Source organism: Pseudarthrobacter sp. CCNWLW217 (assembly GCF_037203985.1).
Classification (GTDB): domain Bacteria; phylum Actinomycetota; class Actinomycetes; order Actinomycetales; family Micrococcaceae; genus Arthrobacter.
In genome coordinates this window covers 96,115-118,994 of record NZ_JBBCBT010000011.1, presented here as the reverse complement: position 1 = coordinate 118,994, position 22,880 = coordinate 96,115, and the positions used below count along the sequence as shown (strand labels likewise).

Genomic DNA, 22,880 nt, shown 5'->3' with positions numbered 1-22,880 from the left:
AGCGAGGAGTACTTCGGTGCATCAGCAACCATCGAGTGCTCCACAACGGCCGTTTTGAGCGTCCAAAAGGGCAGGTGTGGAGCAATCGATGGGGGCGCGGTCAGGCGTCGATTCGCTCCCGGTCCAGGCTTGCCGCGCCGGCAATAATGAAGTCCTTGCGCGGGGCGACGTCCGAGCCCATCAGCAGGTCGAAGGTGTCCTCGGCCTGCTTGGCGTTTTCGATCCCTACCTTCCGCAGGGTCCGGTGCCGCGGATCCATGGTAGTTTCCGCCAGCTGCTCCGCGTCCATTTCGCCCAGGCCCTTGTAGCGCTGGATGGGTTCCTTGTAGCGCTTGCCCTCTTTGGCGAGACGGGCCAGGAGGACGTGCAGCTCGGCCTCCGAGTACGTGTAGATCATCTCGTTGGCCTTCTGGCCTGCATTGATCACCTCCACGCGGTGAAGCGGCGGAACAGCGGCGAAGACCCTGCCCTCGTCGATCATCGGCCGCATATAGCGGAAAAACAGGGTCAGCAGGAGCGTGCGGATGTGGGCGCCATCGACGTCGGCGTCCGTCATCAGGATGACCTTGCCATAGCGGGCGGCGGTGATGTCGAAACTGCGGCCCGAACCGGCGCCCACCACCTGGATCAGGGCAGCACACTCGGCGTTGGAGAGCATGTCCCCTACCGAAGCCTTCTGGACATTGAGGATCTTTCCGCGGATGGGCAGCAACGCCTGGAAATCCGAGGACCGGGCCAACTTGGCCGTTCCCAGCGCCGAGTCGCCCTCAACGATAAAAAGTTCAGAGCGGGCGACGTCGTCCGTACGGCAGTCAGCAAGCTTGGTGGGCATCGACGATGTTTCCAGCGCATTCTTGCGGCGCTGTGTTTCCTTATGGACGCGCGCCGAGATGCGGGACTTCATCTCGCTGACGATCTTCTCCAGCAAGAGTGCCGACTGGGCCTTGTCATTACGGTTGGCTGAGTTGAGCTTGGCGTTGATTTCCTGCTCCACAACCCTGGCCACAATGGCGCGCACGGCCGAGGTCCCGAGGATCTCCTTGGTCTGGCCCTCGAACTGTGGCTCAGCAAGGCGGACGGTCAGGACGGCCGTGAGGCCGGCGAAGATATCGTCTTTCTCGATTTTGTCGTTCCCGGCTTTGAGCTTACGGGCGTTGCTTTCCACTGCCTTGCGGAACGTCTTCACCAGCGCCTGCTCAAAGCCGGACTGGTGCGTACCGCCCTTGGGCGTGGAGATGATGTTGACGAAGCTGCGGACCGTGCTGTCGTAGCCGATGCCCCAACGCAGTGCGACGTCCACTTCGCAGTCGCGTTCAACCTCGGCGAGCTGGCTGTGGCCGCGTTCGTCCAGCACCGGCACGGTTTCCTTGAATTTGCCCGAGCCGTGCAACCGCCAAATGTCGGTAACGGCCGGATCAGCGGCGAGGAAATCCACGAACTCGGAGATACCGCCGTCGTGGTGGAACACCTCTTCGTGCGGGCCGCCTTCGCCCGGAGTGCCGGCCACGCGGCGCTCGTCGCGGACGGTCAGCTTCAGGCCGGGTACGAGGAACGAGGTCTGCCGGGCTCGCGCCGCGAGTTCGTCGTAGGAGAATTTGGCGTCGGGGGTAAAAATCTGACGGTCTGCCCAGTATCGGATGCGCGTTCCCGTGACGCCGCGCTTGGCTTTGCCCACGATGTCCAGGACGGAGTCCTCAACAAATGGTTCGAAGGTGGCAGCGGGGTCGGACTTGGTCCCGGGATCTTTGAACCTTCCCGGCTCACCGCGCCGGAAGGACATTTTGTAGGTTTTCCCGCCACGGTCCACTTCCACATCCAGGCGGGAGGACAGCGCGTTGACCACTGACGCGCCCACACCGTGCAAGCCGCCGGACGCAGTGTAGGAGCCGCCGCCGAACTTTCCGCCTGCATGCAGCTTGGTGAACACGACCTCAACGCCGGACAGTCCGGTCTTGGGCTCGACGTCAACGGGAATGCCGCGCCCGTCGTCGTGGATCTCGACGGAGTTGTCGGCGTGCAGGATGATCTTGATGTCGTGTCCAAAACCGGCGAGGGCCTCGTCGACGGAGTTGTCGATGATCTCCCACAGGCAGTGCATCAGGCCGCGGGAGTCAGTGGAGCCGATGTACATGCCCGGCCGTTTGCGTACGGCCTCAAGGCCCTCCAGGACAGAGAGGTGCCGGGCGGTGTAATCAGAACTCGGTGCCACGGTTGTGAACTCCTTCAGTGACGGAACAGCAGGCGCTAAGGCGCCTTCCCCAGCCTAGTCTGACAAGCGTCGAACACCGGCCTCCCACGCCTGTCCGGAGCTGTGGCAGACGCCACTCGTTATCTTCCCGTTATGCGGCAGATGGCTCTTGATCAAGTCTTGCGGATACGCGGACAGCGAACTTGCCCAATCCTTGCGATGGAATTGCTACGAATACTGGTTACATAGACATACAGATCTACTAAGGAGGCCGAAATGACAACAGCAGTGGCAGACCGCACACTCAACGCACTGGACCGGTGCGATCGTTGCGGAGCCCAGGCGTACGTCCGTGTTGTACTCGAGTCCTCCGGGGGTGAGCTTCTTTTCTGCGGCCACCATGCCCGTGCAGTCGAGTCAACACTCAAGCCCTTGAGCTCCGACTGGCACGATGAGACGGGCCGGCTTCACGAGAAGGCACCCGTAGCAGTCGACTAGACAGCAGGCTTAAAAGGATCAGGACCCCTCCCACGGAGGGGTCCTGATCCTTTTAAGCGGTCGCCTTGGAAACTTAAGCGGTCGCCTTGGAAACGTTGAGGACAAAGAAACGGACCGACCGGCGCCATGATCTACCAGATCACGGCGCCAGCCGGCCCGCAGTGTAGTGCCTGTTTCAATCCAACTGGTCTTAGTCCAGGTAGTCCCTGAGCACCTGGGACCGCGAAGGGTGGCGCAGCTTGGACATGGTCTTGGATTCGATCTGGCGGATGCGCTCACGCGTGACGCCGTAGACCTTGCCGATTTCGTCTAAAGTCTTAGGCTGTCCGTCGGTGAGGCCGAACCGCATGGCCACTACGCCGGCTTCTCGCTCCGAGAGGGTATCCAGAACCGAGTGCAACTGCTCCTGCAGCAGAGTGAAGCTGACCGCATCCGCGGGAACCACGGCCTCGGAATCCTCGATGAGGTCGCCGAACTCGGAATCGCCGTCCTCGCCGAGCGGCGTGTGCAGCGAGATGGGCTCGCGGCCGTACTTCTGGACCTCGACGACCTTTTCGGGGGTCATGTCCAGTTCCAGCGCCAGCTCTTCCGGCGTGGGTTCGCGGCCCAGGTCCTGGAGCATCTGGCGCTGGACGCGGGCCAGCTTGTTGATGACTTCGACCATGTGAACCGGAATACGGATGGTGCGGGCCTGGTCAGCCATGGCGCGGGTGATGGCCTGGCGGATCCACCAGGTGGCATACGTCGAGAATTTGAAGCCCTTGGTGTAGTCAAACTTCTCCACCGCGCGGATCAGGCCCAGGTTGCCTTCCTGGATGAGGTCCAGGAACAACATTCCGCGGCCGGTGTAGCGCTTGGCCAGCGAGACTACGAGCCGGAGGTTGGCCTCCAACAGGTGGTTCTTGGCGCGCTTGCCGTCGTGGATGACGAATTCGAGCTCGCGCTTGAACTTCGGGTCCATACTGCCGTCGTCGGCGTTGATCTTCTCTTCGGCGAAGAGGCCGGCTTCGATCCGGAGTGCAAGGTCAACTTCCTGCTCGGCGTTGAGCAGCGCTACCTTACCGATCTGCTTGAGGTAGTCCTTGACGGGGTCGGCGGTCGCGCCCGCGGACATGACCTGCTGGACAGGGGCGTCGTCGTCGTCGGCGTCGGAGTAGACGAAGCCTTTGCCGGTTGCAGCGGTCGCTTCCTTGGCAGCATTGATTTCACCGTCGTCGACGGCGTCCGGGCCATCCAGGATGATGTCGTCGAGGTCTTCCTCGACATCGTCCTCGTCGTCCCCGCGCGCGGACTTTCCGGCGGCTTCAGCAGCGGCCTTGGCACCGGGCTTGGGCCCGCGCTTCTTGGGCTCGGGCTTGCCATCCACATCACCGGCGGTGGCGTCCTTGACAGCTTTGTTTGCTGCCCGCGTGGCTGCACGCTTGGCGTTCGTTGCAGCCTGCTTCTCCTCAGGGGACAAGTCGTCCTGGGCAGCGGGTTCCTTCTTCTCGGAAGACGGGGTCACAGAAAACCTTTCTAGCGGCGGTCTGTGGAATCACCATACGGGCAACACCACTATGACCCTGTCAAGTCCGTGATGAATATCAGGTGCAACCACGGCCGGCAGAGTCCTTAAGTAGAACTGCCGAAGCGGCTGTAATGTTCCCGTAAAGGTTGCCATTACGTGCACCAGATTCACGGACCCAACCGGGTCTCGGCATCCATTGTCTCACGGTTTCCCAAACGTGGCCGCATGACGCCGCCCCATCCCTCTCAGGCGGCGTCAGGTCCGAACTTCTGCCAGGCAGCATCCTTCCGGGCGGCCCAGCCGCAGAGAGTCCCGCGCCGCACGAGTTCGAGCAGGAGTTCAGCCAGCCGGTATCCGGGCTCCTCATCCAGCGCCCGGCCGAGGTGCGCAGCAGCGTACGAACCACGTCCGCGGCACCACGAAATCCAGCCGCGCCCCGAAAGCGCTGCCGCTGCGGCCTGCCCTCCCCCGGGGGCCAGTTGCTCCAGGACACGGTCCAGGTTGTTCATGCTGCTCCAGTCAGGCCTGGGCGGGGCCAGGCCCAGCAGCACCTCGCCATACCCCGGGACCAGGGCAGCATCGCCGAAGGCACCGCCCGGGACGGGGTGGGACGAGACGGCACCGCCCGGGACGGGGTGGGACGAGACGGCACCGCCCGGGACGGGGTGGGACGGAAAGGGACTGGGCCGGACGGGGCCTCCCGCGGCAATCGCAGTGCCTGCCGCGGCTTCTTCCTGGCGGCCGTCGGCCTGCGGGCGCACCGGCGCCAGCCGGCATCCGGCGTCGAATATCCCGAACTGATCTGCACCGGCAGACGCGGCAGCCCTGCCTGCGGCGGCCATGACCAGGACCGCATCACGCCAGGCGGGCACGCGCAGTGTTGCCCGGACGAAGCCCAGGACAAGCGGATCCGCCGGGCACTGCCCGGACCGGAAGAGCAACTCCCAGGTGTCAAGGAGCGTCTCGAATTGTGCCCGGCTGGCCCGGCGGTGATCCAACGGGACCATCCACGAGGCCTCGGCTGCCCGGAGCCTGGCCTTGGACTCCGCCGGCATCGCGGCCGGCGTGGGGCACTGGTCCTCCGGCGCCGGACCCACGCTGCTGCCGCGGTAGACCATTTCGGCATTGAGCCTGCTGTCGCGGATGTCGCTGATGGGCCTGCCCGGCAGTGGGCAGCAGGATCCGTCCGTGCAATATGCATCCCGCCAGTACGTATCCCCCACGTACCAGGCATCCCGCACGGGCATGCCGGCGGCGCCCAGCACCGCCTGCAGCGCTGCCAGTAATCCTGTGTAGGTCTGGACAGCACCCGGGCGCGCATCCGTCCAGCCCTCGTTGGTGAAGAGCACCAGCAGGGAGGCGTCTGCCTGCTGGTCAGCGCGCAGGTAGTCCCGTACGGTGCAGGCAAACTTCTTTGGATCCGCAAGGACTTCGCTGCCCGGCAGGTCAAGGCGCAGCGTGGCCCCCAGGCTTTTCCCCTGGAGCGTCATGGCAACGAGGCTGTCGGCCGGCCAATACCCAAGGGAATGCGGAATGAACCCAAGGATGTCCTCGGGGCCCTGGACGGTGAGGTGTTCTGGAGGAGTCATGCGTCCAGCTTTCGCGCACCATAGCCCGCAACAAATACCCAATATGACCTATGTGGACAAGTGCCCCCAAGTGGAGGAGGAGTGTCAGTCGTCGTCCGCGGGCGTCCGCTGCTTTTTCCGGGCCAGGTTTTCCCGACGCTGCTGTGCGAGGGTCCGCAGGAGCGGCGGAACAATAACTCCCTGCGCTGCCATTTGCCGCCGCACTTTCCGCCGGGAGGCCAAAGTCGCCGAGGCGCCGATCCCGATGAGCAGGAACTGGACGCACAAGGCGATCCGGAACGGCTCGAGCCCGTAAAGGATGCCGTTGGAGAAACCGCTGGCGTAAAGGACGTCCAGGACCAGCCCGATCAGGAAGATCGCCACAAGGGCGGCGATGAACCCGCCCACGTTGACGATGCCCGTGGCGGTGCCGACTCTGTGCGCCGGGTTGAAGGTCCGGGCGAAATCGAAGCCGATCATCGAACCGGGCCCGCCGATCGCCAGGACAACAACCAGGCCCGCGAGGAGCCACAGCGGCGAACGTCCGGGCATGAGCAGGACCGCGGACCACGCGGCAGCGGTGGCACCGGCGATGAGCAGGACCATTGTGGAGCGCCGCAGCGGGTGCCTGGACACAAAGCGGCCGATGAAGGGGCCCACGGCCATCGCGGCGGCGACATAGAGCGCCATGAGCGCCGCGACGGTGCCGGCGTCGAGGCCCTGGCCTGAAATGAGGAAGGGATAACCCCAAGTCATCGCGAAGACCGTGCCGCTGAACTGGATAGTGAAATGGCTCCACATCCCCAGCCGTGTGCCGGGTTGGCGCCACGCCCGCGCGAGCGAGGCTCCGGTGGCCTTCAGCCCCTGCTGCGACTGTTGCCGCGGCGTGCCCGGAGGGACGTCCAGCAGGAACAGGAGGACCAGGACGACGGCGAGCCCGGACATCCCGGCCAGCATCAGGAACGCCTGGGTCCAGCCCGCCGCATGGAGGACCAGGGCAAACGGGACAACGCTGAAAAGCTGGCCCAGCTGTCCGGACATACCGGTCAGCTGCGTGACCAGGGGTACGCGCGCCGGGGCGAACCACAGCGGGATAAGGCGGATGACGGAGATGAAGGTCATGGCATCGCCCGCGCCAACGAGCACCCGTCCCAGCACGCCGCCGGGGATGCCGTCGGCAAGCGCCAACTGCAGCTGCCCAAGTCCCATCAGGACTGCTCCGCCGGCAATCATCGCCCGTGAGCCGAACCGGTCCACCAGGACGCCCACCGGGATCTGGAGCCCGGCGTAGACGAGGAGTTGGAGGACAGTGAAGAAGGAGATGGCCGAGGCGCTGGCGTGGAACCGTTCGGTGGCCTCCAGGCCCACCACGCCGAAGGAGGTCCGCTGCGAGACGGCTACCAGATACGCGAAGACACCGATGGTCCAAATCGGCCAGGCGCGGGGTGCAGTCACTCCCCCATTATGCCCGCGCCGCGGCGGCAACCACGTGTTGGAGCCACCAGGCGGACAGGCCCGGGCGGTCTAGTGGCCGGGGTTTTCGCGGGCGAGGTAGGCCTCCACTGCGGCCCCGAGTTCGTCCCCGTTTGGCAGGTTGTCGTTCTCGTCGGCCAGCAGGGATCGGCGGACGGTCCCCTCGGCTTTTTCGTCGTAACGGGATTCGAGGCGGGAAACCACCTGCTTGACGTCCTCGGACGCCTCAATCTGCTCGGCAATCTGGCGGCTGACTTCCCGGCCGGCTTCACGAAGCCTGTCCGTGGGCAGCATCAGCGACGTCGCGGCGCCCAGGTATTCCAGGCCTGCCACCGCGGCTGTGGGGTACTCCGCTTCAGCAAGGTAGTGCGGGACATGGATGACATAGCCGGCTACGTTGCGTCCGGCCTCAACCAGCCGAAGTTCGAGGATATGGCCGACGGCCGCCGGGACCTCCACAGTGGGCTTCCACACTGAGATGCCTTCGATCAGGTCGGGCCGGTTCCCGTGGACGGTGACGCCAACGGGACGGGTGTGCGGAACCGGCATGGGAATGGAGTGGATCCACGTCACCAGGTTGACATCCAGCTTCTCAGCAATGCCCACCACGGCACGGGCGAACCGCTCCCACTGCAGGTCCGGCTCAAAGCCGGCCAGCAGGAGGAAGGGAAGGCCCAGGCCGTCCGTCAGCCTGTACAGCGCCAGCTTCGGCTCCTGGTAATCCTGCAGGTGGTCTTCCACAAACGAGACGTGGGGCCGCCGGGACCGGTAGTCGATGAGCTGGTCGGCGTCGAAGACCGCTACCGTCTCGGCGTCGAGGGTGTCCAGCAGCTCTGCGTTGATCTGCTTGACCACATGGCCGGCATCGGCGAACCCTGTAAACCCCATCACCAGGTTCAGTCCCCGGAGCGCCGGGCTGTGGAACAGCTCGATGTTGCTCGCATAGAGCGCATCGGGGTCCAGCAGGGAGCCGGAAATCCGTTCAAGCACGGCATGTTCCTTTCGTGGTTTCAGGTGGATACCTCGTACAACGCCGCGGGAACCCGGCGCATTCCGCTTGTTGGTGTGTCCCAGCTCTCAGCTGATTCCGCTGCCGCGGCGCAGACGGGCTACGATCGGAACTGCCTGCCGGACGGGCTTGCGACGCCCCGGCGGAGTACCTGGCCCACCGCAGCCGAGGTGTCCATGGCAGGACGCCAAACATGCATTCCTGCCCGAACAATCTTTGAGAATTGAGGACTGATCCCTGTGGTCAAGAATACTGAAATCAACCTTAGTACCCTCTCCCGGGACCTTAGGAAGGCATCGAGTGACGCTGTTGTCATCGGTGTGGGCCAGGGATCGGACGGGCCTGTCCTCCTCGAGAATCCGCTGACGGCCAAGTCCGCCGAAGCCTTGGCAGATTCCCTTAAGGTCCTCGGCGTCACGGGGGCCGCTGACCAGTTGGTCCGGCTCCCAGGCCTCCCCGAGACGGGCGCCGGCGTGCTGGTACTCGCCGGGGTGGGCAAGGTCGGCGCGGACCGTGTCCTCTCCGAAGAATCACTCCGCCGGGCCGCCGGCTCCGCTGTGCGGCAGCTTGCCGGCCTCACCACTGTTGTCCTGGCGCTTCCGACGGCGGCGGTTGCCGACGTCGCTGCCGTCGCGGAGGGTGCCGCGCTGGGAGCCTATGCCTTCACTGAGTACCGTTCCTCCCAGGACGGGCTGAAGGCCCCGGTCAGCAATGCGGTGATCTACACGGATGTTGCCGGCGAGCCGGAACTCCGCCCCGCCCTGACGCGCGCGGGCCTGATCGGCAAGGCAGTGAACGCCACAAGGACTCTGGTCAACCAACCGCCCAGCCACCTCTACCCCGAGACGTTCGCCGATGCCGCCAAGGAACTGTCCAAGGGGCTGCCCGTCAAGGTGACCGTCTGGGACGAAAAACGCCTGGAAAAGGAAGGTTTCGGCGGCATCATGGGCGTGGGCAAGGGATCCGCCCGGCAGCCCCGCCTGGTGAAGGTCGAGTACGCCCCCGCCAAGGCGACCACAAAAATTGCCCTGGTCGGCAAGGGCATCACTTTCGATACCGGCGGCATCTCCATCAAGCCGGCACTGGGCATGGGCGACATGAAGTCCGACATGGCGGGCGCCGCCGTCGTCCTTAACACAGTGCTGGCGATCGCCGGCCTGGGCCTGCCGGTGAAGGCGACCGCCTGGCTTTGCATCGCGGAAAACATGCCCTCAGGTGCGGCTTCGCGGCCCGCGGACGTCCTGACCATGTTCGGCGGCAAGACTGTGGAGGTGCTCAATACCGACGCCGAGGGCCGGCTGGTCATGGCGGACGGCATCGTGGCGGCGAGCCGGGAATACCCGGACGCCATCATCGACGTTGCCACGCTGACCGGCGCCCAGCTCATCGCGCTCGGCAACCGCACCGCCGGCGTCATGGGCTCTGACAGTGTCACCGGCCCGCTCAAGGCCGCGGCGGACCGCGCCGGTGAGCTGGTCTGGCCGATGCCCCTGCCAGAGGAACTCCGCCCCAGCCTGGATTCCCAGGTGGCGGACCTTGCCAATATCGGCGAACGCCACGGCGGCATGATGACCGCTGCCGTTTTCCTGCGCGAGTTTGTGGGTAAGGGCAAGGACGGGGAGCAGATCCCCTGGGCCCACGTGGACATCGCCGGGCCCTCGTTCAACAACGGGAGCCCGTATGGCTACACCCACAAGCAGGGCACGGGCTGCACGGTCCGTACGCTGGTTGCTTACGTGGAGGACCTCCTGGCCGCCGCTGCCTGACCGGCTCTTTGACCTGTCACGCGGCTTTGTGACCCCACAGTGAATGCTTGGACACAAAGCCGCGTGACACTCACCACAAGCGCTCCACAAACGCTGCGCCAAGGTGGAGCATGGATAAGTGGTTCGCTAAGGTGAACCACGGTAGTCACAAATGCAAGAGAACTTGCCTGCTGGCATAATCACGGCAGTACAAGTTCCAAGACCAGATGATGCGTACTCTCGCGTCATCGTTCACGCGAGGGAGCGTCTAAGTGGCCGATCAGGCAACTGCGCAAGAATTCGACATCCTGGTACTCGGTGGCGGCAGCGGCGGATACGCCACCGCCCTGCGGGCCGTACAGCTTGGCTTCACCGTCGGCCTCGTGGAGAAGGGAAAGCTGGGCGGCACCTGCCTCCACAATGGCTGTATCCCCACCAAGGCACTGCTGCACTCGGCTGAACTGGCCGACCACGCCCGCGACTCCGCCAAGTACGGCGTGAATGTCACCCTGGACAGCATCGATATCAACGCTGTCAATGCCTACAAAGACGGCATCGTCGCTGGCAAGTTCAAGGGCCTCCAGGGCCTGATCAAGTCCAAGGGCATCACCGTCATCGAGGGTGAAGGCAAGCTCCAGGGCACCGACACCGTTGTGGTGAACGGAACCGCTTACAAGGGCAAGAACATCGTCCTCGCCACCGGCTCATACTCCCGCTCCCTTCCGGGCCTGGAAATCGGCGGCCGCGTCATCACCTCGGACGAGGCCCTGAAGATGGACTCCATCCCCAAGAGCGCCATCGTGCTCGGCGGCGGCGTCATCGGCGTCGAGTTCGCCTCCGTGTGGAAGTCCTTCGGCGTGGACGTGACCATTGTTGAGGGCCTGCCCTCCCTGGTGCCCAACGAGGACACCGCCATCGTCAAGAACCTTGAGCGTGCCTTCAAGAAGCGCGGCATCAAGTTCTCCACCGGCATCTTCTTCCAGGGCGTCGAGCAGAACGACTCCGGCGTCAAGGTCACCCTCGTGGACGGCCAGACGTTCGAAGCCGAATACCTCCTCGTCGCCGTGGGCCGCGGTCCCGTCACCGCCAACCTCGGCTATGAAGAAGCGGGCGTCACCATCGACCGCGGCTTCGTCATCACCAACGAGCGTCTCCACACCGGCGTGGGCAATGTCTACGCCGTGGGCGACATCGTTCCCGGCGTGCAGCTGGCCCACCGTGGATACCAGCAGGGCATTTTTGTCGCCGAGGAGATCGCAGGCCTCAACCCTGTCATCGTCGAGGATGTCAACATCCCCAAGGTCACCTACTGCGAGCCTGAGATCGCAACCGTGGGCTACACGGAAAAAGCCGCCAAGGAAAAGTTCGGCGACGACCAGGTCCAGATCCAGGAGTACAACCTCGCCGGCAACGGCAAGAGTTCCATCCTGGGCACCGGCGGGCTCGTCAAGCTGGTCCGCCAGAAGGACGGCCCAGTGGTGGGCGTCCACATGATCGGCTCCCGCATGGGTGAGCAGATCGGCGAAGCCCAGCTGATCGTGAACTGGGAAGCCTACCCGGAGGATGTGGCCCAGCTGCTGCACGCCCACCCCACCCAGAACGAGGCACTGGGCGAGGCCCACCTCGCCCTGGCAGGCAAAGCCCTTCACGGCTAAGCAGCCCAGCAAGACAACAGGGCTTAGTGCACCCGGCATGATCCGCCGGGTGCACTAAGCTCGAACAAGCCAGCAATCATCCGCACAAAAGATCAATAAGGAGAACGGGGACGACATGTCTGAATCCGTTAACTTGCCCGCCCTCGGTGAGAGTGTCACCGAAGGAACCGTCACCCGCTGGCTCAAGCAGGTAGGTGACCGGGTAGAGGTGGACGAGCCGCTGCTCGAGGTTTCCACCGACAAAGTAGACACCGAAATCCCCTCTCCAATTGCTGGTGTGATTGAGGAAATCCTCGTCGCCGAAGACGAGACCGCCGAAGTTGGCGCTCCCCTGGTGCGCATCGGCGATGGAGCAGGTTCCTCGGCACCCGAGGCAGCCGCCCCGGCCGAAGAAGCTCCCGCGGCTCCTGCCGAAGAAGCGCCCGCCGAAGAGGCCCCGGCAGCTCCGGCTCAGGAGGCTCCCGCAGCTGAGGCTCCCGCGGCAACCGGCGGCGAGGGCCACGAGGTCACTCTCCCGGCCCTCGGCGAAAGCGTTACTGAAGGAACCGTCACCCGCTGGCTCAAGGCAGTAGGCGACTCCGTCGAGGTGGACGAGCCCCTCCTCGAGGTTTCCACCGATAAGGTTGACACCGAGATCCCGTCCCCCGTAGCCGGAACGCTGCAGGAAATCCGCGTGAACGAGGACGAAACCGCCGAGGTTGGCTCGGTGCTGGCCGTCATCGGTTCCGGTGCCGCCGCCCCTGCGGCAGCACCCGCCGCCGCTCCCGCTCCGGCCGCCGAAGCTAAGCCCGAAGCTCCGGCCCCGGCTGCCGCTGAAGCGCCCAAGGCTGAGGCACCCAAGGCAGAGGCACCCAAGGCAGAAGCTCCCCAGGCTGAAGCCCCCAAGCCGGCCGCTGAGGCCGCACCGGCCACGTCAGCGGCCGAATCCGGCTACGTCACGCCGCTGGTCCGCAAGCTCGCAAACCAGCAGGGAGTAGACATCTCCTCGCTCACGGGCACCGGCGTTGGTGGCCGCATCCGCAAGCAGGATGTCATCGCCGCAGCCGAGGCAAAGGCTGCCCCGGCCGCTGCGCCGTCAGCACCGGCGGCATCCGCTGCGCCCGCTGGCCCGGCTGCTTCTTCGCTGCGCGGAACCACTCAGAAGGCTCCCCGCATCCGCCAGGTCATCGCCCGCCGCATGCGCGAGTCCCTTGAGGTCTCCACCCAGCTCACGCAGGTGCACGAAGTGGACATGACCAAGGTCGCCAAGCTCCGCCTCAAGGCCAAGAACTCGTTCCAGGCCCAGAACGGCGTCAAGCTCACTTTCCTGCCGTTCATCGCCAAGGCAGTTGCCGAGGCCCTCAAGCAGCACCCGAAGCTGAACGCTGCGTACGACGAGGACAAGCAGGAAATCACGTACCACAACGCCGAGCACCTGGCGATCGCCGTCGACACCGACAAGGGCCTGCTGGTTCCGGTCATCTCGGACGCCGGTAACCTCAACCTGGCTGGCCTGGCCGGCAAGATCGCCGACGTCGCCGGCCGCACCCGCGACGGCAAGATCGGCCCGGACGAGTTGTCCGGCGGCACGTTCAGCATCACCAACATCGGATCGGTCGGCGCACTGTTCGACACCCCGATCATCAACCAGCCGCAGGTTGGCATCCTGGGTACCGGCGCGATCGTGAAGCGCCCGGTGGTGGTGGCCGATGAGAACGGTGACGACTCGATCGCCATCCGCTCCATGATGTACCTGTCGCTGACGTACGACCACCGCCTGGTGGACGGCGCAGACGCAGGCCGCTTCCTGCAGACGCTGAAGGCCCGCCTTGAAGAAGGCGCCTTCGAGGCTGACCTGGGCCTGTAGCCCCGGCTTCGGAACGCTCGACGGCGGTGCACGCGCCGGTGGGAAACCACCGGAAAGCGCGCACCGCCGTCGCGGTTTAACGGTTCCGCCCGATGCTGGCCGCACGACACGGCAGGACCCTGCCAGCCTTACTACACGGCGTAGAAACCTCTGGCTAGACTGAAGCCATGATTATCGTCTACAACATCATGGTCTTCCTGCACATCGTTGGCGCCGCCATGATCGTCGGCATCTGGATCGGCAACATGAAGAAGCCCACTGTCCACCCCCGGCAGTTCGACGGCGCGGCGCTTCAGCTCATCACCGGCATCGTGATGATGGGGCTGATCCCGGCCCTGGACATGGACGCGAACTACGCCAAGCTGGGCATTAAGTTCGCGATTGCCTTGGCTGTCGGCGTGCTGGCCTTCATCGGCCGCCGCAAATACAAAAACGGCGAGGATATCAGCAAGGGCCTGGCGCACAGCGTGGGCGGGCTTGCACTGCTCAACGTGGCCATCGCCACCTTGTGGAACTGACCGCCTTCCAACAAAGCCCGACGGCGCCGCTCCCCTCTTCCGGGAACGGCGCCGTCGCGCTTAAGCCGCAAAGATCAAGCTTTGGGCAGTCACAATCCACTGAGAGCGGACAGCCCGTGCATGGGTGCCCGTGAGTCCCTAGGATGGGAACCGGCGGGGCCCCAGGCAGGAGCCGGCCCCGGTTCGAATCTACGTTTGAGGAGTGGACATGGCAGCAACGCGCAGCGCACACACAGTATGGAATGGCGACCTCTTTGCAGGATCGGGTCAGACCACGCTGGACAGCTCAGGACTGGGCACGTTCGACGTCACTTGGAAGGCACGCACCGAAGCTGCCGAAGGCAAGACCAGCCCGGAAGAGCTGATCGCCGCCGCCCACGCAAGCTGCTTCTCGATGGCGTTCAGCAACATGCTCGCCCAGGCCGGGCACACCCCGGACGAGGTCCGCACCAAGGCTGACGTGACCTTCGTTCCGGGAACCGGCATCACCGGCAGCCACCTGACCGTCTCTGCCAACGTCCCCGGCATCTCCGAAGAGGAGTTCCAGAAAATCGCCGGCGAGGCCAAGGTTGGCTGCCCCGTATCCGGAGCGCTTGCCAGCATCGACATCACCCTGGATGCAACCCTGGAGTCCTGATCCAGCGAATCAGCATCGCATCCAGCGGCTGAAAACCTCAAGGCCCTGCCTCAACCGGATCACCGGTTGAAGCAGGGCCTTTTTGGTGTGTGAGCCTTTCTTGCCGCGGCGTGCGGTCAGTCCACGTGACGGCGGGCCGGCAACGGCGCGGGCTTGAGCCTGCGGTAGCCTTCGCGGACTGGCGGGCGGTCCGTGGGCAGCTCCTGGATCATTTCCTTCAGTGCGCCGATTCCGTATTCCAACTGGGGGTCGCGGCCAGCGGCATAGGCGTGCGGCGGGTACGCAACCTCGATATCCGGATCCACACCGTAGTTCTCAACGCCCCAGCCAACGCCGCCGCCGAACCAGGTAGCGTACCGGGGCTGGGTGACCCCTGTGCCGTCGGCGAGCGAGAACCTGTTGTCGATCCCGACGACACCACCCCAGGTGCGTGTACCAATTACGGGGCCAATGCCCCGGAGCTTGGAAACCTGCGTGATGATGTCGCCGTCGGAGCCCGCAAATTCATCAGCCAGGACGATCACCGGCCCGCGCGGGGCGTGATGCGGGTAGGTGCGCGGCGCCTCACCGCGGGGCATGCTCCAGCCAGTAACCTTGCGGCCGATCAGCTCCGCTACCAGCTGGGAGGTGTGCCCGCCGCGGTTGCGCCTGACGTCCACGATCAGCCCGTCAAGCGCCGTTTCCGTATCAAGGTCGCGGTGCAGCTGGGCCCAGCCATTGGCCATCATGTCCGGAATGTGCAGGTAGCCGAATGAACCGCCGGATGCCTCGCGCACGGTTCGCCTGTTCGCGGCCACCCACTCCTGGTAGCGCAGGCGCTCCTCATCCTTGACCGGGACGACGGCGATGCGCCGTTGGGTGCCGGCCGCAGGGCCGTGGCCAGGACCGTTGCGGAGCGTGAGTTCCACGGCACGGCCCGCTGCGCCTACGAGTTGCATGGCGGGCGTCACCGTGGCCGAAAGCGGGATACCATCGATGGCCAGCAGGAGGTCCCCGGCCTTGGCCCCTGCGCCGGGGCGGGTCAGTGGGGACGTTGCCAGCGGATCCGAGGATTCGCCCGCCAGGATCCGGGTAATCTCCCATCCGGCAGGCGTCAACGCGAGATCGGCTCCGAGGCGTCCCTGGCCGTTGCTGCCGTTCTCCGTCACCGGGGCAGGCCGGACGTACGCGTGCGACGTGCCGAGCTCGCCATGGAGCTCCCACAGCAGGTCCACGAGGTCGTCGTGGGAGCCGAGGCGGTCCACGAGCGGGCGGTAGCGCTTGTGGATGGAGTCCCAGTCCTGGCCTGCCATGTCTTCAGCCCAGAAGAAGTCACGCTGCAGCCTCCACGCCTCATCGAACGCCTGGCCCCAGACGCTGAGCGGATCCATCATGACCCGGATGCGGCCCAGGTCAACCTTGACCAGCTGCCCCGAGTCCTCGTCGGCTTTCGCCCCTGACGGGACCACGCTGACCTTCTTGTCATGGACCAGGACAACCTTCTTGCCGTCTCCGGACAGGCGGTAGCCGTCGAGGGCGTCCACCAGGGTGACCGTCTTCCGCTTCGCAAGATCGAAGCGGACCAGGCTGGGCGGTGTGTCCTTGTCCTCTTGGTTGGCCTTGCCGTCGCCGGTGACACCGGCCAGGGCCCAGTCCAGCCAGAGCAGCGCGCCCTCCGTAGCCCTGAGCGAAGTGTAATTCCCCTGCGGAACGGGCACGCCGATGACCCGGTGCGCCAGGCCTTCTGCGTCAACCTGTACTTCCGGTGCGCGGGCGGCGTCCTCTGGGCCATCCGCTGAATCTGTGGCGGATTCAATGTCCTCGGTGGCTCCGTCCAAGGCAACGGCCGGACCGAACGGGGATGGCGTATCCGCTGCCAGCGCCACCAGGTAGGGCTTGATGGGGCTGGGGAACGACAGGTCGAAGGAGTGGCCGTCGTAAACGGGGTCAAAGCTGCGGTTGGAGAGGAAGGCGAGGAACTTGCCGTCCGGGGTGAAGCTGGGTGACTTGTCGCAGAAGCGTCCATCAGTGACATCAACCACGGCGGCGTCCTTGCCTCCGACCTGGACGAGCCGGAGCCTGCTGCGCGAGCCAAACGAGGTGACAGGTTCGGACCAGGCGAGCCAGCGGGAATCCGCTGACCAGCTCAGCTCCGAGATGGTTCCTTCGCCGATGCTGGCCACGAGGGAAAGTTCGCCGGTGGACGCCTCTGCGACGTAGACGTCGCCGAAGGACGTACCCAGGGCCAGCCACCGGCCGTCGGGGCTGGCTTCCAGGGAGCTGGCCCGCGCGGGTTTGGCGAAGGCGATATGCATGGCTGCTGTGCCCGTGGATGCCGCTGCGGGCGCATCCTCGTCCTCAACGGGGGCGACGTCGGCCCGCGAGTCATCGCCCACCGGAACGTTGCCTGGTGCGGTGGCCACGGCGGCGACGCCGGCAGCCGGCACCGGACGTGGCAGTGCGTCCCCAGATTCAGCTGTGGCAGCGTCAGCTGGTCCGACGACGGGCACCACGCCAGCGGCTGCGGCAATGCCGGCCACCGGCCCGGCGATTTCCTTGATGTACAGGGCCTCAACGCCGTCGTGGTCGGCGACGTAGGCGAGGCGGCCGCCGTCGAGCGGCCTGGGGAGCCGTGCCCGGACGCCCGGAGTTGCCTCCACCACGCGGGAGGGGCCGTCTTTGTGGCGGATCCAGTGGATGGTGCCGTGGGCCTCCACCGCGCTGGCGGAGCCCGTGGCATCAGGAACGACGGCGCCTAGGTGCTTCTCCGTCTTCAGCAGGGCCGGGCGCCGGGACTGGGAGGCGGAGCCGAGGGAGATCTCCAGCCGCATTGCCTCGGAACTCAGGTCGTGGAGGACCCAGAGTTCTCCCGCGGACTCGAAGACGATCCGCTGCCCGTCCGAGGCTGCATGTCGGACGTAGAAGTCCTCGTGGTCGGTGTGCCGGCGCAGGTCGCCGCCGCCGGGGAGCACGGAGTACAGGTTTCCGAACCCTTCATGGTCAGAGAGGAACGCTATGCGTCCGTCCACCCACATGGGATCGGTCAGGTTGCCGTCCAGCTCCGGGACGAGGCGTTCGAACTCGCCGTTGCCGTCGGAGTCGATCCAGAGCTTTCCTGCGGTGCCGCCGCGGTAGCGCTTCCACCAGGCGGGCTCGCGGGAGAGCACGCTGGCGAGGACCACGGGGCGTTCGTCGCCGATTTCCGGACCGAAGGCAACAGATTCCACTGGACCGAAGGGCAGTTCCTCAGCCCAACCGCCGTCCACCGGGACGCTGTAGGCGTAGGTGTGCCGGCTCTCCGCCTGGCGGAAGGCACTGGTGACCAACACGGCGCCGCCAGCAGTGAATCCTTTGACTTTGGTGCTGGCGTGGCCGAAGTAGGTAAGTTGCCGGTAGCCACCGCCGTCAACCTCCGCGGTCACCACCTCAGGCGCTGTCCCCTGGACGACGGTCCAGACCAGACGCTTGCCGTCGGGCGTAAACCGGGGGTTGCGCGCAGGGAGCTGGAGGGAGGACACACGCCATGCCCTTCCTCCGCCAAGGGGCGCGATCCAAACGTCGTCCTCGGCCACGAAGGTGACCAGATCGCCGTGCACATGCGGGAATCGGAAGTAGCTCGAAGAGGTCATCGTTCGATCATAGTCAACTCCGCCGGGCCCTCTGGGAAGTGTCCGCGGGACGCTGCGCCGTGGTGAGATGGATCATGCGCATTGCTATTGCCGGGGCCTCCGGGCTCATTGGAACCCACCTGACCGAGGCCCTGCGCCACGCCGGCCATGAGGTGGTCACCCTTGTCCGGCGCGTGCCCACATCGGCGGCGGACGTCGCGTGGGATCCGGCCGCCCGCAGCCTCGATCCGGCAGCCCTGGCCGGCTGCGACGCAGTGATCAACCTCTCCGGGGCGGGGATCGGAGACCGGCCGTGGAGCCGCCGCCGGGTCGCAGAGCTGTTCAGGTCCCGCCTGGATGCCACCGAAACGCTGACGCAGGCCATGCACCAATTGGATGAACCACCGCACACGTTTATCAGCCAATCTGCGTCCGGCTACTACGGGGACGCCGGGAGCTCAGTGCTCAGGGAGGGCGCCAGGGCCGGTACCGGAATCCTTTCAAGGCTATGTGTGGAATGGGAGGCAGCCGCCCACACGGCGCCAGCCGGCGTCCGCGTGGTAACTCCCCGCACCGGCGTGGTCTTCAGCCGCTCGGGCGGCGCCCTGGGCAAACTGCTCCCCCTGCTCCGTAGCGGGGTGGGCGGACCGTTAGGTCACGGAAGGCAGTACTGGCCGTGGATCACCTTGCCCGATGTCGCCTCGGCGTTTCAGTTCCTGCTCCATTCACGGCATGAGGGGCCGGTCAATGTCTGCGCCCCCGAGAGCGCAGACGTTAACACCCTCATCGCTGCACTGGCGGCTGCGCTGCACCGGCCTGCCCTGCTCCGCGTTCCCTCGCCGGCCCTGCGCCTGGTCATGGGGAAGCTGGCCGATGAGTTGCTGCTGCCCAGCCAGCGGATGGAGCCGGCAGCCCTGGCGGAGGGCGGGTTCGACTGGCAGCATGCGTCTGTGGAGCGTGCCGCTGCCTGGATAGCGTCCTGACAGGGCCGCGGTTTCCTGTCACGGCCCTGGCAGAATCTCAAAGATCCGCCACTTGCCCTCCACCTGGACAAGGACGAGCTTGAGCTGCTGGGCCGGGGCCGCGGGACCTTTTGCCACCAGCGCACCCGAGCGGTCCTGTTCCTCATAGGGTGACGCGGCCGAGGTGAGCGCTACCACCGCCCTGTTGTCGTCACTGTCCGGAAGAACACGCACCTCGGACAGGAAGCTCGTGAAGCCGGCCAGTACATGGCCCGACGCGCGGAGGGGTCCGCCGATCAGCTCGTCAGCGGCTGCCGCCGTCGAGCCTTGCACGTTGACCTGGTCCAGCAGTTCCAGCCGTCCCGAACTGAAAGCCAAGGACCTCAGCGCTGCCAGGCCCTGGACAGCTTCTTCCGGGTCTGCCGAGCCCACCCGGGCAGTAATGTCCGCCGGAATTGTGGTTTCGGGCCTCACACCGGCCTGACTTTGACGGCTGGCCGTGCTGTCCGCCCGCCCGTGGTTGGGGGCAGGCGGAGCCTGGCCGACCGAAGCAACCAGCCACCAGGCAGCCGCGAGAACTGCCAGCATGGTCGCTACGATGGCGATCCTTGCCGTACGGCCGGGCAGGCGAGGGGCCGACGGACTGTCCCTGTCGTTCTCCTTGGCCGTGGCCTTGGCCTGTGAACGAACCGCATGCGCGCCCAGGGCTTTCGAACGAGCCCGCTTGCCGGAAGCCTGCGTGGCGTCTATAGGCCTGGGCTCCCCTGGGCCCGCGTGCCGCCCGTCTGGACCTTTCTCGCCGGGAAAGGGCAGGCCCTGCCTGGCGCCAACCACACCGGACCATTTCGACGTGGAAATCCGCCTCCGCAGGGCATGGAACGATTCCCGAAGCCCTGATCCCGAACGTTCGGGAACCGGGCGGCGGGTCAGGAGGTCCGGAAGAACACTGGGATGTACGGAGCCGGCCAGGTCAACAGGCAACGGAGCGGCACTGCGGTAGATCGCGACGGCCAACTCAGCGGCAGAGGGCCTGCGACGGCGGTCTTCGTGAAGGCCCGCCTCGAGGGCCTCGGCCAGTTCCGTGGGGACCTCGGGAAGGATCAGCGGAAGCGGCGGACGGTCGGCAGTCCGGGCCGGGGCGTCGCCGGTGAGGCAGTACCAGCCCAGCGCGGCGACGGAATAGACGTCCCGCTCCGGCTGCAGGCCCGCCCGCACCGCATCCACCCCCGCGGGGTCCATAAATCCCCGCGTGCCGTGGCCGGGCACCGCGGCAGGATCCCCAACCATCCGTGCGATGCCGACGTCGGCCAGCAATGGTTTGCCGTGGCTGGTGAACAGCACATTGCCGGGCGATACGTCCGAGTGCGTGAAGCCACTGGAATGCAGATAGCCCAGCACCTGCGCAATGGGCGTCAGCACAGTCACCGTCTCACCGACAGTGAGCTTTCCACGGCTGGACACGAGTTGGGCCAAGGAACCACCGGGGGCGTAATCCACCAACAGGCCAAGCACTTCGGAGGAACCCATCGACACACGGAGTACATCGTGGGCCTTGATGAGGTGCTGGTGGTCGAGCGCGGACAGGATACGAACCTCCCGGCGGACATCACTTTCGGCCGTGGGCTTCGGGACCGGGCCTGGTTCTGCGGTTTCAGGCGCAAAGCACTTGAGCGCAAAGTCCCTGCCCGTGCGCTGCTCAGTCACAAGCCAGACGGTGGAGCTCCCGCCCCGACCCAGCTCGCGTCCCACGGTAAAGCCGGGTATCTCCGGAACTGCAGAATCAGCCATGGCTTATGTCTAGCGGAATCCGGCGGAAGCCGCAGAAGTTATCCACAGCCGGCCGGCGCGGGCCCGCCGGCTCAGGCCCGCCGATGTTGGAGAAGTGAGAGCTTGGACACTAAACCGGAAGCAAGGCCGGCCGGGGTCTAAGCTGGATGCCATGACTCTTGAGTTTTCCACGCTGGGTCTTGCACCGGATTTCGTTGATTACAGGTTGGGCTGGGATACCCAGCGCGAACTCCATGACAAAGTCGTCGCTACCGAGGCGCCCAGCACAGTCCTCATCCTTGAACATGCCGCTGTCTACACAGCCGGCAAGCTGACCGAAGAGCACGAGCGTCCGCTGGACGGCACGCCGGTCGTGGCAGTGGACCGGGGCGGCAAGCTGACGTGGCACGGCCCCGGCCAGCTGATCGCCTATCCGATCCTCAAACTGAAGAACCGCTCGGGCATCCGCGACTACGTGGAGCGGCTCGAAGCCGTCATGATCGTCGTGATGGCTGACTACGGCATCAACGCAGAGCGCATCAAGGGACGTGCAGGGGTATGGATCAAGGCCGACAGCAAGGGACCGGACCGGAAGATCGGCGCAATCGGCATCCGCGTCCTGGACGGGGTCACAATGCACGGCATCGCCATCAACTGCAACAATGATCTGGCACCCTATGCCCAGATCATTGCCTGCGGCATCACTGACGCCGGCGTCACCACGATGTCCATCGAAGCCGGCAAGGACATCGCCCCCGGCGATATCGCTGACCGGCTCGTGGAAGAATTCCGCAAGCACGAAGAAGCACTCGTATCAAGCCCCGAAGGAGCTCTACTGTGACACTGGCACCAGAAGGCCGGAAGATGCTGCGCATTGAGCAGCGAAATGCGGCCACTCCGGTGGAGCGCAAGCCGGATTGGATCAAAGCCAAGGTCCAGATGGGCCCGGAATTTGTCCAGCTGAAGAACCTGGTCAAGAAGGAAGGCCTCCACACCGTCTGTGAGGAGGCTGGCTGCCCGAACATCTTCGAATGCTGGGAAGACAAGGAAGCCACGTTCCTGATCGGCGGCTCCGAGTGCACCCGGAGGTGCGACTTCTGCCAGATCGACACCGGCAAGCCGTCCCCGGTGGACATGTTCGAACCCACCAAGGTGGCCCGCTCCGTACAGGCCATGCAGCTGCGTTACGCCACCGTCACCGGCGTGGCCCGCGACGACCTCGCTGATGAAGGTGTCTGGCTCTATGCCGAGACGGTCCGCAAGATCCACGAGCTCAACCCGGGCACCGGCGTCGAGCTTTTGATCCCTGACTTCTCCGGCAAGCCCGAGCACATCGAGGCGATCTGCGATTCCAAGCCCGAGGTATTCGCGCACAACGTCGAGACCGTGCCGAGGATCTTCAAGCGGATCCGCCCGGCGTTCCGGTACGACCGCTCGCTGGATGTCATCACGCAGGGTCGCAACCTGGGCATGGTCACCAAGTCCAACCTGATCCTGGGCATGGGTGAGACCCGCGAGGAAATCTCCGAGGCGCTCCGGGACCTGCATGAGGCCGGCTGCGACCTGATCACCATCACCCAGTACCTGCGGCCGTCCGAACGGCACCTCCCGGTGGACCGCTGGGTCAAGCCGCAGGAATTCGTTGACCTCCAGCAGGAAGCGGACGAAATCGGGTTCCTCGGGGTCATGTCCGGGCCGCTGGTCCGATCCTCCTACCGCGCCGGCCGGCTTTGGGCCACCGCAATGCGCAAGAAGGGCTGGGAAATCCCGGCCGAACTCGCCCACATCGAAAGCTCCGGCAGCACCCGTCAGGAAGCCAGCTCGCTGCTCGCAGCGCATTCCTGACCACACAGCTGTTGTGCCTGAGGGCCGGCGCCGGGCGTTCTCCGGCGTCCGGCCCTCAGGCATAAATCACGTAGA

Annotated in this window: 16 protein-coding genes; 9 read left to right on the top strand and 7 right to left on the bottom strand. The window is 65.4% G+C overall.

What is annotated here, in order from left to right:
• Positions 1–100 precede the first annotated feature (100 nt).
• Positions 101–2,209 carry a DNA gyrase/topoisomerase IV subunit B gene (locus V9L18_RS14080; protein WP_337347787.1) on the bottom strand — a complete coding sequence of 703 codons (2,109 nt, stop codon included), beginning with the start codon at positions 2,207–2,209 and terminating at the stop codon, positions 101–103.
• 255 nt (positions 2,210–2,464) lie between these two features.
• Here V9L18_RS14080 and V9L18_RS14075 point away from each other — a divergent pair, with 255 nt between their 5' ends.
• Positions 2,465–2,686 (top strand): DUF7455 domain-containing protein, encoded by a 222-nt coding sequence (locus V9L18_RS14075; RefSeq protein WP_310164642.1) that lies wholly within the window; start codon positions 2,465–2,467, stop codon positions 2,684–2,686.
• A 190-nt stretch (positions 2,687–2,876) separates the two neighbouring features.
• On the opposite strand, the gene V9L18_RS14070 is transcribed toward V9L18_RS14075, so the two are convergent.
• The 4 genes from V9L18_RS14070 to V9L18_RS14055 all read right to left on the bottom strand — a co-directional run bounded on the left by V9L18_RS14070 (position 2,877) and on the right by V9L18_RS14055 (position 8,224).
• Positions 2,877–4,190, bottom strand: coding sequence for an RNA polymerase sigma factor (locus tag V9L18_RS14070; RefSeq protein WP_337347786.1), 1,314 nt, complete (start codon positions 4,188–4,190; stop codon positions 2,877–2,879).
• A 248-nt stretch (positions 4,191–4,438) separates the two neighbouring features.
• The gene (locus tag V9L18_RS14065; RefSeq protein WP_337347785.1) at positions 4,439–5,782 is read right to left on the bottom strand and encodes a DUF4192 domain-containing protein; all 1,344 of its coding nucleotides are present in this window, start codon (positions 5,780–5,782) and stop codon (positions 4,439–4,441) included.
• 84 nt (positions 5,783–5,866) lie between these two features.
• Entirely contained in the window at positions 5,867–7,216 is a 1,350-nt protein-coding gene (locus V9L18_RS14060; protein ID WP_337347784.1) for an MFS transporter, read from the bottom strand.
• Between the two features lie 69 nt (positions 7,217–7,285).
• Complete coding sequence (locus tag V9L18_RS14055; RefSeq protein WP_337347783.1) at positions 7,286–8,224, bottom strand: proteasome assembly chaperone family protein; 939 nt, start codon at positions 8,222–8,224, stop codon at positions 7,286–7,288.
• Between the two features lie 258 nt (positions 8,225–8,482).
• Between V9L18_RS14055 and V9L18_RS14050 the strand changes: the two genes are divergently transcribed.
• The 5 genes from V9L18_RS14050 (at position 8,483) to V9L18_RS14030 (ending at position 14,644) form a co-directional block, all read left to right on the top strand.
• Positions 8,483–10,009 (top strand): leucyl aminopeptidase, encoded by a 1,527-nt coding sequence (locus V9L18_RS14050; protein ID WP_337347782.1) that lies wholly within the window; start codon positions 8,483–8,485, stop codon positions 10,007–10,009.
• 251 nt (positions 10,010–10,260) lie between these two features.
• Positions 10,261–11,643, top strand: coding sequence for a dihydrolipoyl dehydrogenase (gene lpdA / locus V9L18_RS14045; protein WP_337347781.1), 1,383 nt, complete (start codon positions 10,261–10,263; stop codon positions 11,641–11,643).
• Positions 11,644–11,758: 115 nt separating this feature from the next.
• A complete protein-coding gene (gene sucB / locus V9L18_RS14040) occupies positions 11,759–13,489 on the top strand; it encodes a 2-oxoglutarate dehydrogenase, E2 component, dihydrolipoamide succinyltransferase (RefSeq protein ID WP_337347780.1) in 1,731 nt (576 codons plus the stop codon).
• A 167-nt stretch (positions 13,490–13,656) separates the two neighbouring features.
• Positions 13,657–14,007, top strand: a complete 351-nt coding sequence (locus V9L18_RS14035; protein WP_337347779.1) for a hypothetical protein — start codon at positions 13,657–13,659, stop codon at positions 14,005–14,007.
• Positions 14,008–14,215: 208 nt separating this feature from the next.
• Positions 14,216–14,644 carry an OsmC family protein gene (locus V9L18_RS14030; RefSeq protein ID WP_337347778.1) on the top strand — a complete coding sequence of 143 codons (429 nt, stop codon included), beginning with the start codon at positions 14,216–14,218 and terminating at the stop codon, positions 14,642–14,644.
• A gap of 116 nt (positions 14,645–14,760) precedes the next feature.
• Here V9L18_RS14030 and V9L18_RS14025 read toward each other — a convergent pair whose 3' ends face one another.
• The gene (locus tag V9L18_RS14025) at positions 14,761–18,252 is read right to left on the bottom strand and encodes a S41 family peptidase (protein ID WP_337347777.1); all 3,492 of its coding nucleotides are present in this window, start codon (positions 18,250–18,252) and stop codon (positions 14,761–14,763) included.
• Between the two features lie 74 nt (positions 18,253–18,326).
• Here V9L18_RS14025 and V9L18_RS14020 point away from each other — a divergent pair, with 74 nt between their 5' ends.
• A complete protein-coding gene (locus V9L18_RS14020; protein ID WP_337347776.1) occupies positions 18,327–19,214 on the top strand; it encodes a TIGR01777 family oxidoreductase in 888 nt (295 codons plus the stop codon).
• A gap of 18 nt (positions 19,215–19,232) precedes the next feature.
• Here the strand turns inward: V9L18_RS14020 and V9L18_RS14015 are convergent, their stop codons facing one another.
• Positions 19,233–20,981 (bottom strand): serine/threonine protein kinase, encoded by a 1,749-nt coding sequence (locus V9L18_RS14015; protein ID WP_337347775.1) that lies wholly within the window; start codon positions 20,979–20,981, stop codon positions 19,233–19,235.
• 151 nt (positions 20,982–21,132) lie between these two features.
• Here V9L18_RS14015 and lipB point away from each other — a divergent pair, with 151 nt between their 5' ends.
• Entirely contained in the window at positions 21,133–21,801 is a 669-nt protein-coding gene (lipB, locus tag V9L18_RS14010; protein ID WP_337347774.1) for a lipoyl(octanoyl) transferase LipB, read from the top strand.
• Positions 21,798–22,805, top strand: a complete 1,008-nt coding sequence (gene lipA / locus V9L18_RS14005) for a lipoyl synthase (protein WP_131134238.1) — start codon at positions 21,798–21,800, stop codon at positions 22,803–22,805. Before lipB ends, lipA begins: the two co-directional genes overlap by 4 nt.
• Positions 22,806–22,880 lie beyond the last annotated feature (75 nt).

What these genes read in the sequence shown, in the direction of transcription:
- V9L18_RS14025 (WP_337347777.1), bottom strand. Translation starts at nt 18,252, where the DNA reads ATGACCTCTTCGAGCTACTTCCGATTCCCGCATGTGCACGGCGATCTG.
- V9L18_RS14035 (WP_337347779.1), top strand. Translation starts at nt 13,657, where the DNA reads ATGATTATCGTCTACAACATCATGGTCTTCCTGCACATCGTTGGCGCC.
- V9L18_RS14075 (WP_310164642.1), top strand. Translation starts at nt 2,465, where the DNA reads ATGACAACAGCAGTGGCAGACCGCACACTCAACGCACTGGACCGGTGC.
- V9L18_RS14015 (WP_337347775.1), bottom strand. Translation starts at nt 20,981, where the DNA reads ATGGCTGATTCTGCAGTTCCGGAGATACCCGGCTTTACCGTGGGACGC.
- V9L18_RS14020 (WP_337347776.1), top strand. Translation starts at nt 18,327, where the DNA reads ATGCGCATTGCTATTGCCGGGGCCTCCGGGCTCATTGGAACCCACCTG.
- lipB (WP_337347774.1), top strand. Translation starts at nt 21,133, where the DNA reads ATGACTCTTGAGTTTTCCACGCTGGGTCTTGCACCGGATTTCGTTGAT.
- V9L18_RS14065 (WP_337347785.1), bottom strand. Translation starts at nt 5,782, where the DNA reads ATGACTCCTCCAGAACACCTCACCGTCCAGGGCCCCGAGGACATCCTT.
- V9L18_RS14030 (WP_337347778.1), top strand. Translation starts at nt 14,216, where the DNA reads ATGGCAGCAACGCGCAGCGCACACACAGTATGGAATGGCGACCTCTTT.
- sucB (WP_337347780.1), top strand. Translation starts at nt 11,759, where the DNA reads ATGTCTGAATCCGTTAACTTGCCCGCCCTCGGTGAGAGTGTCACCGAA.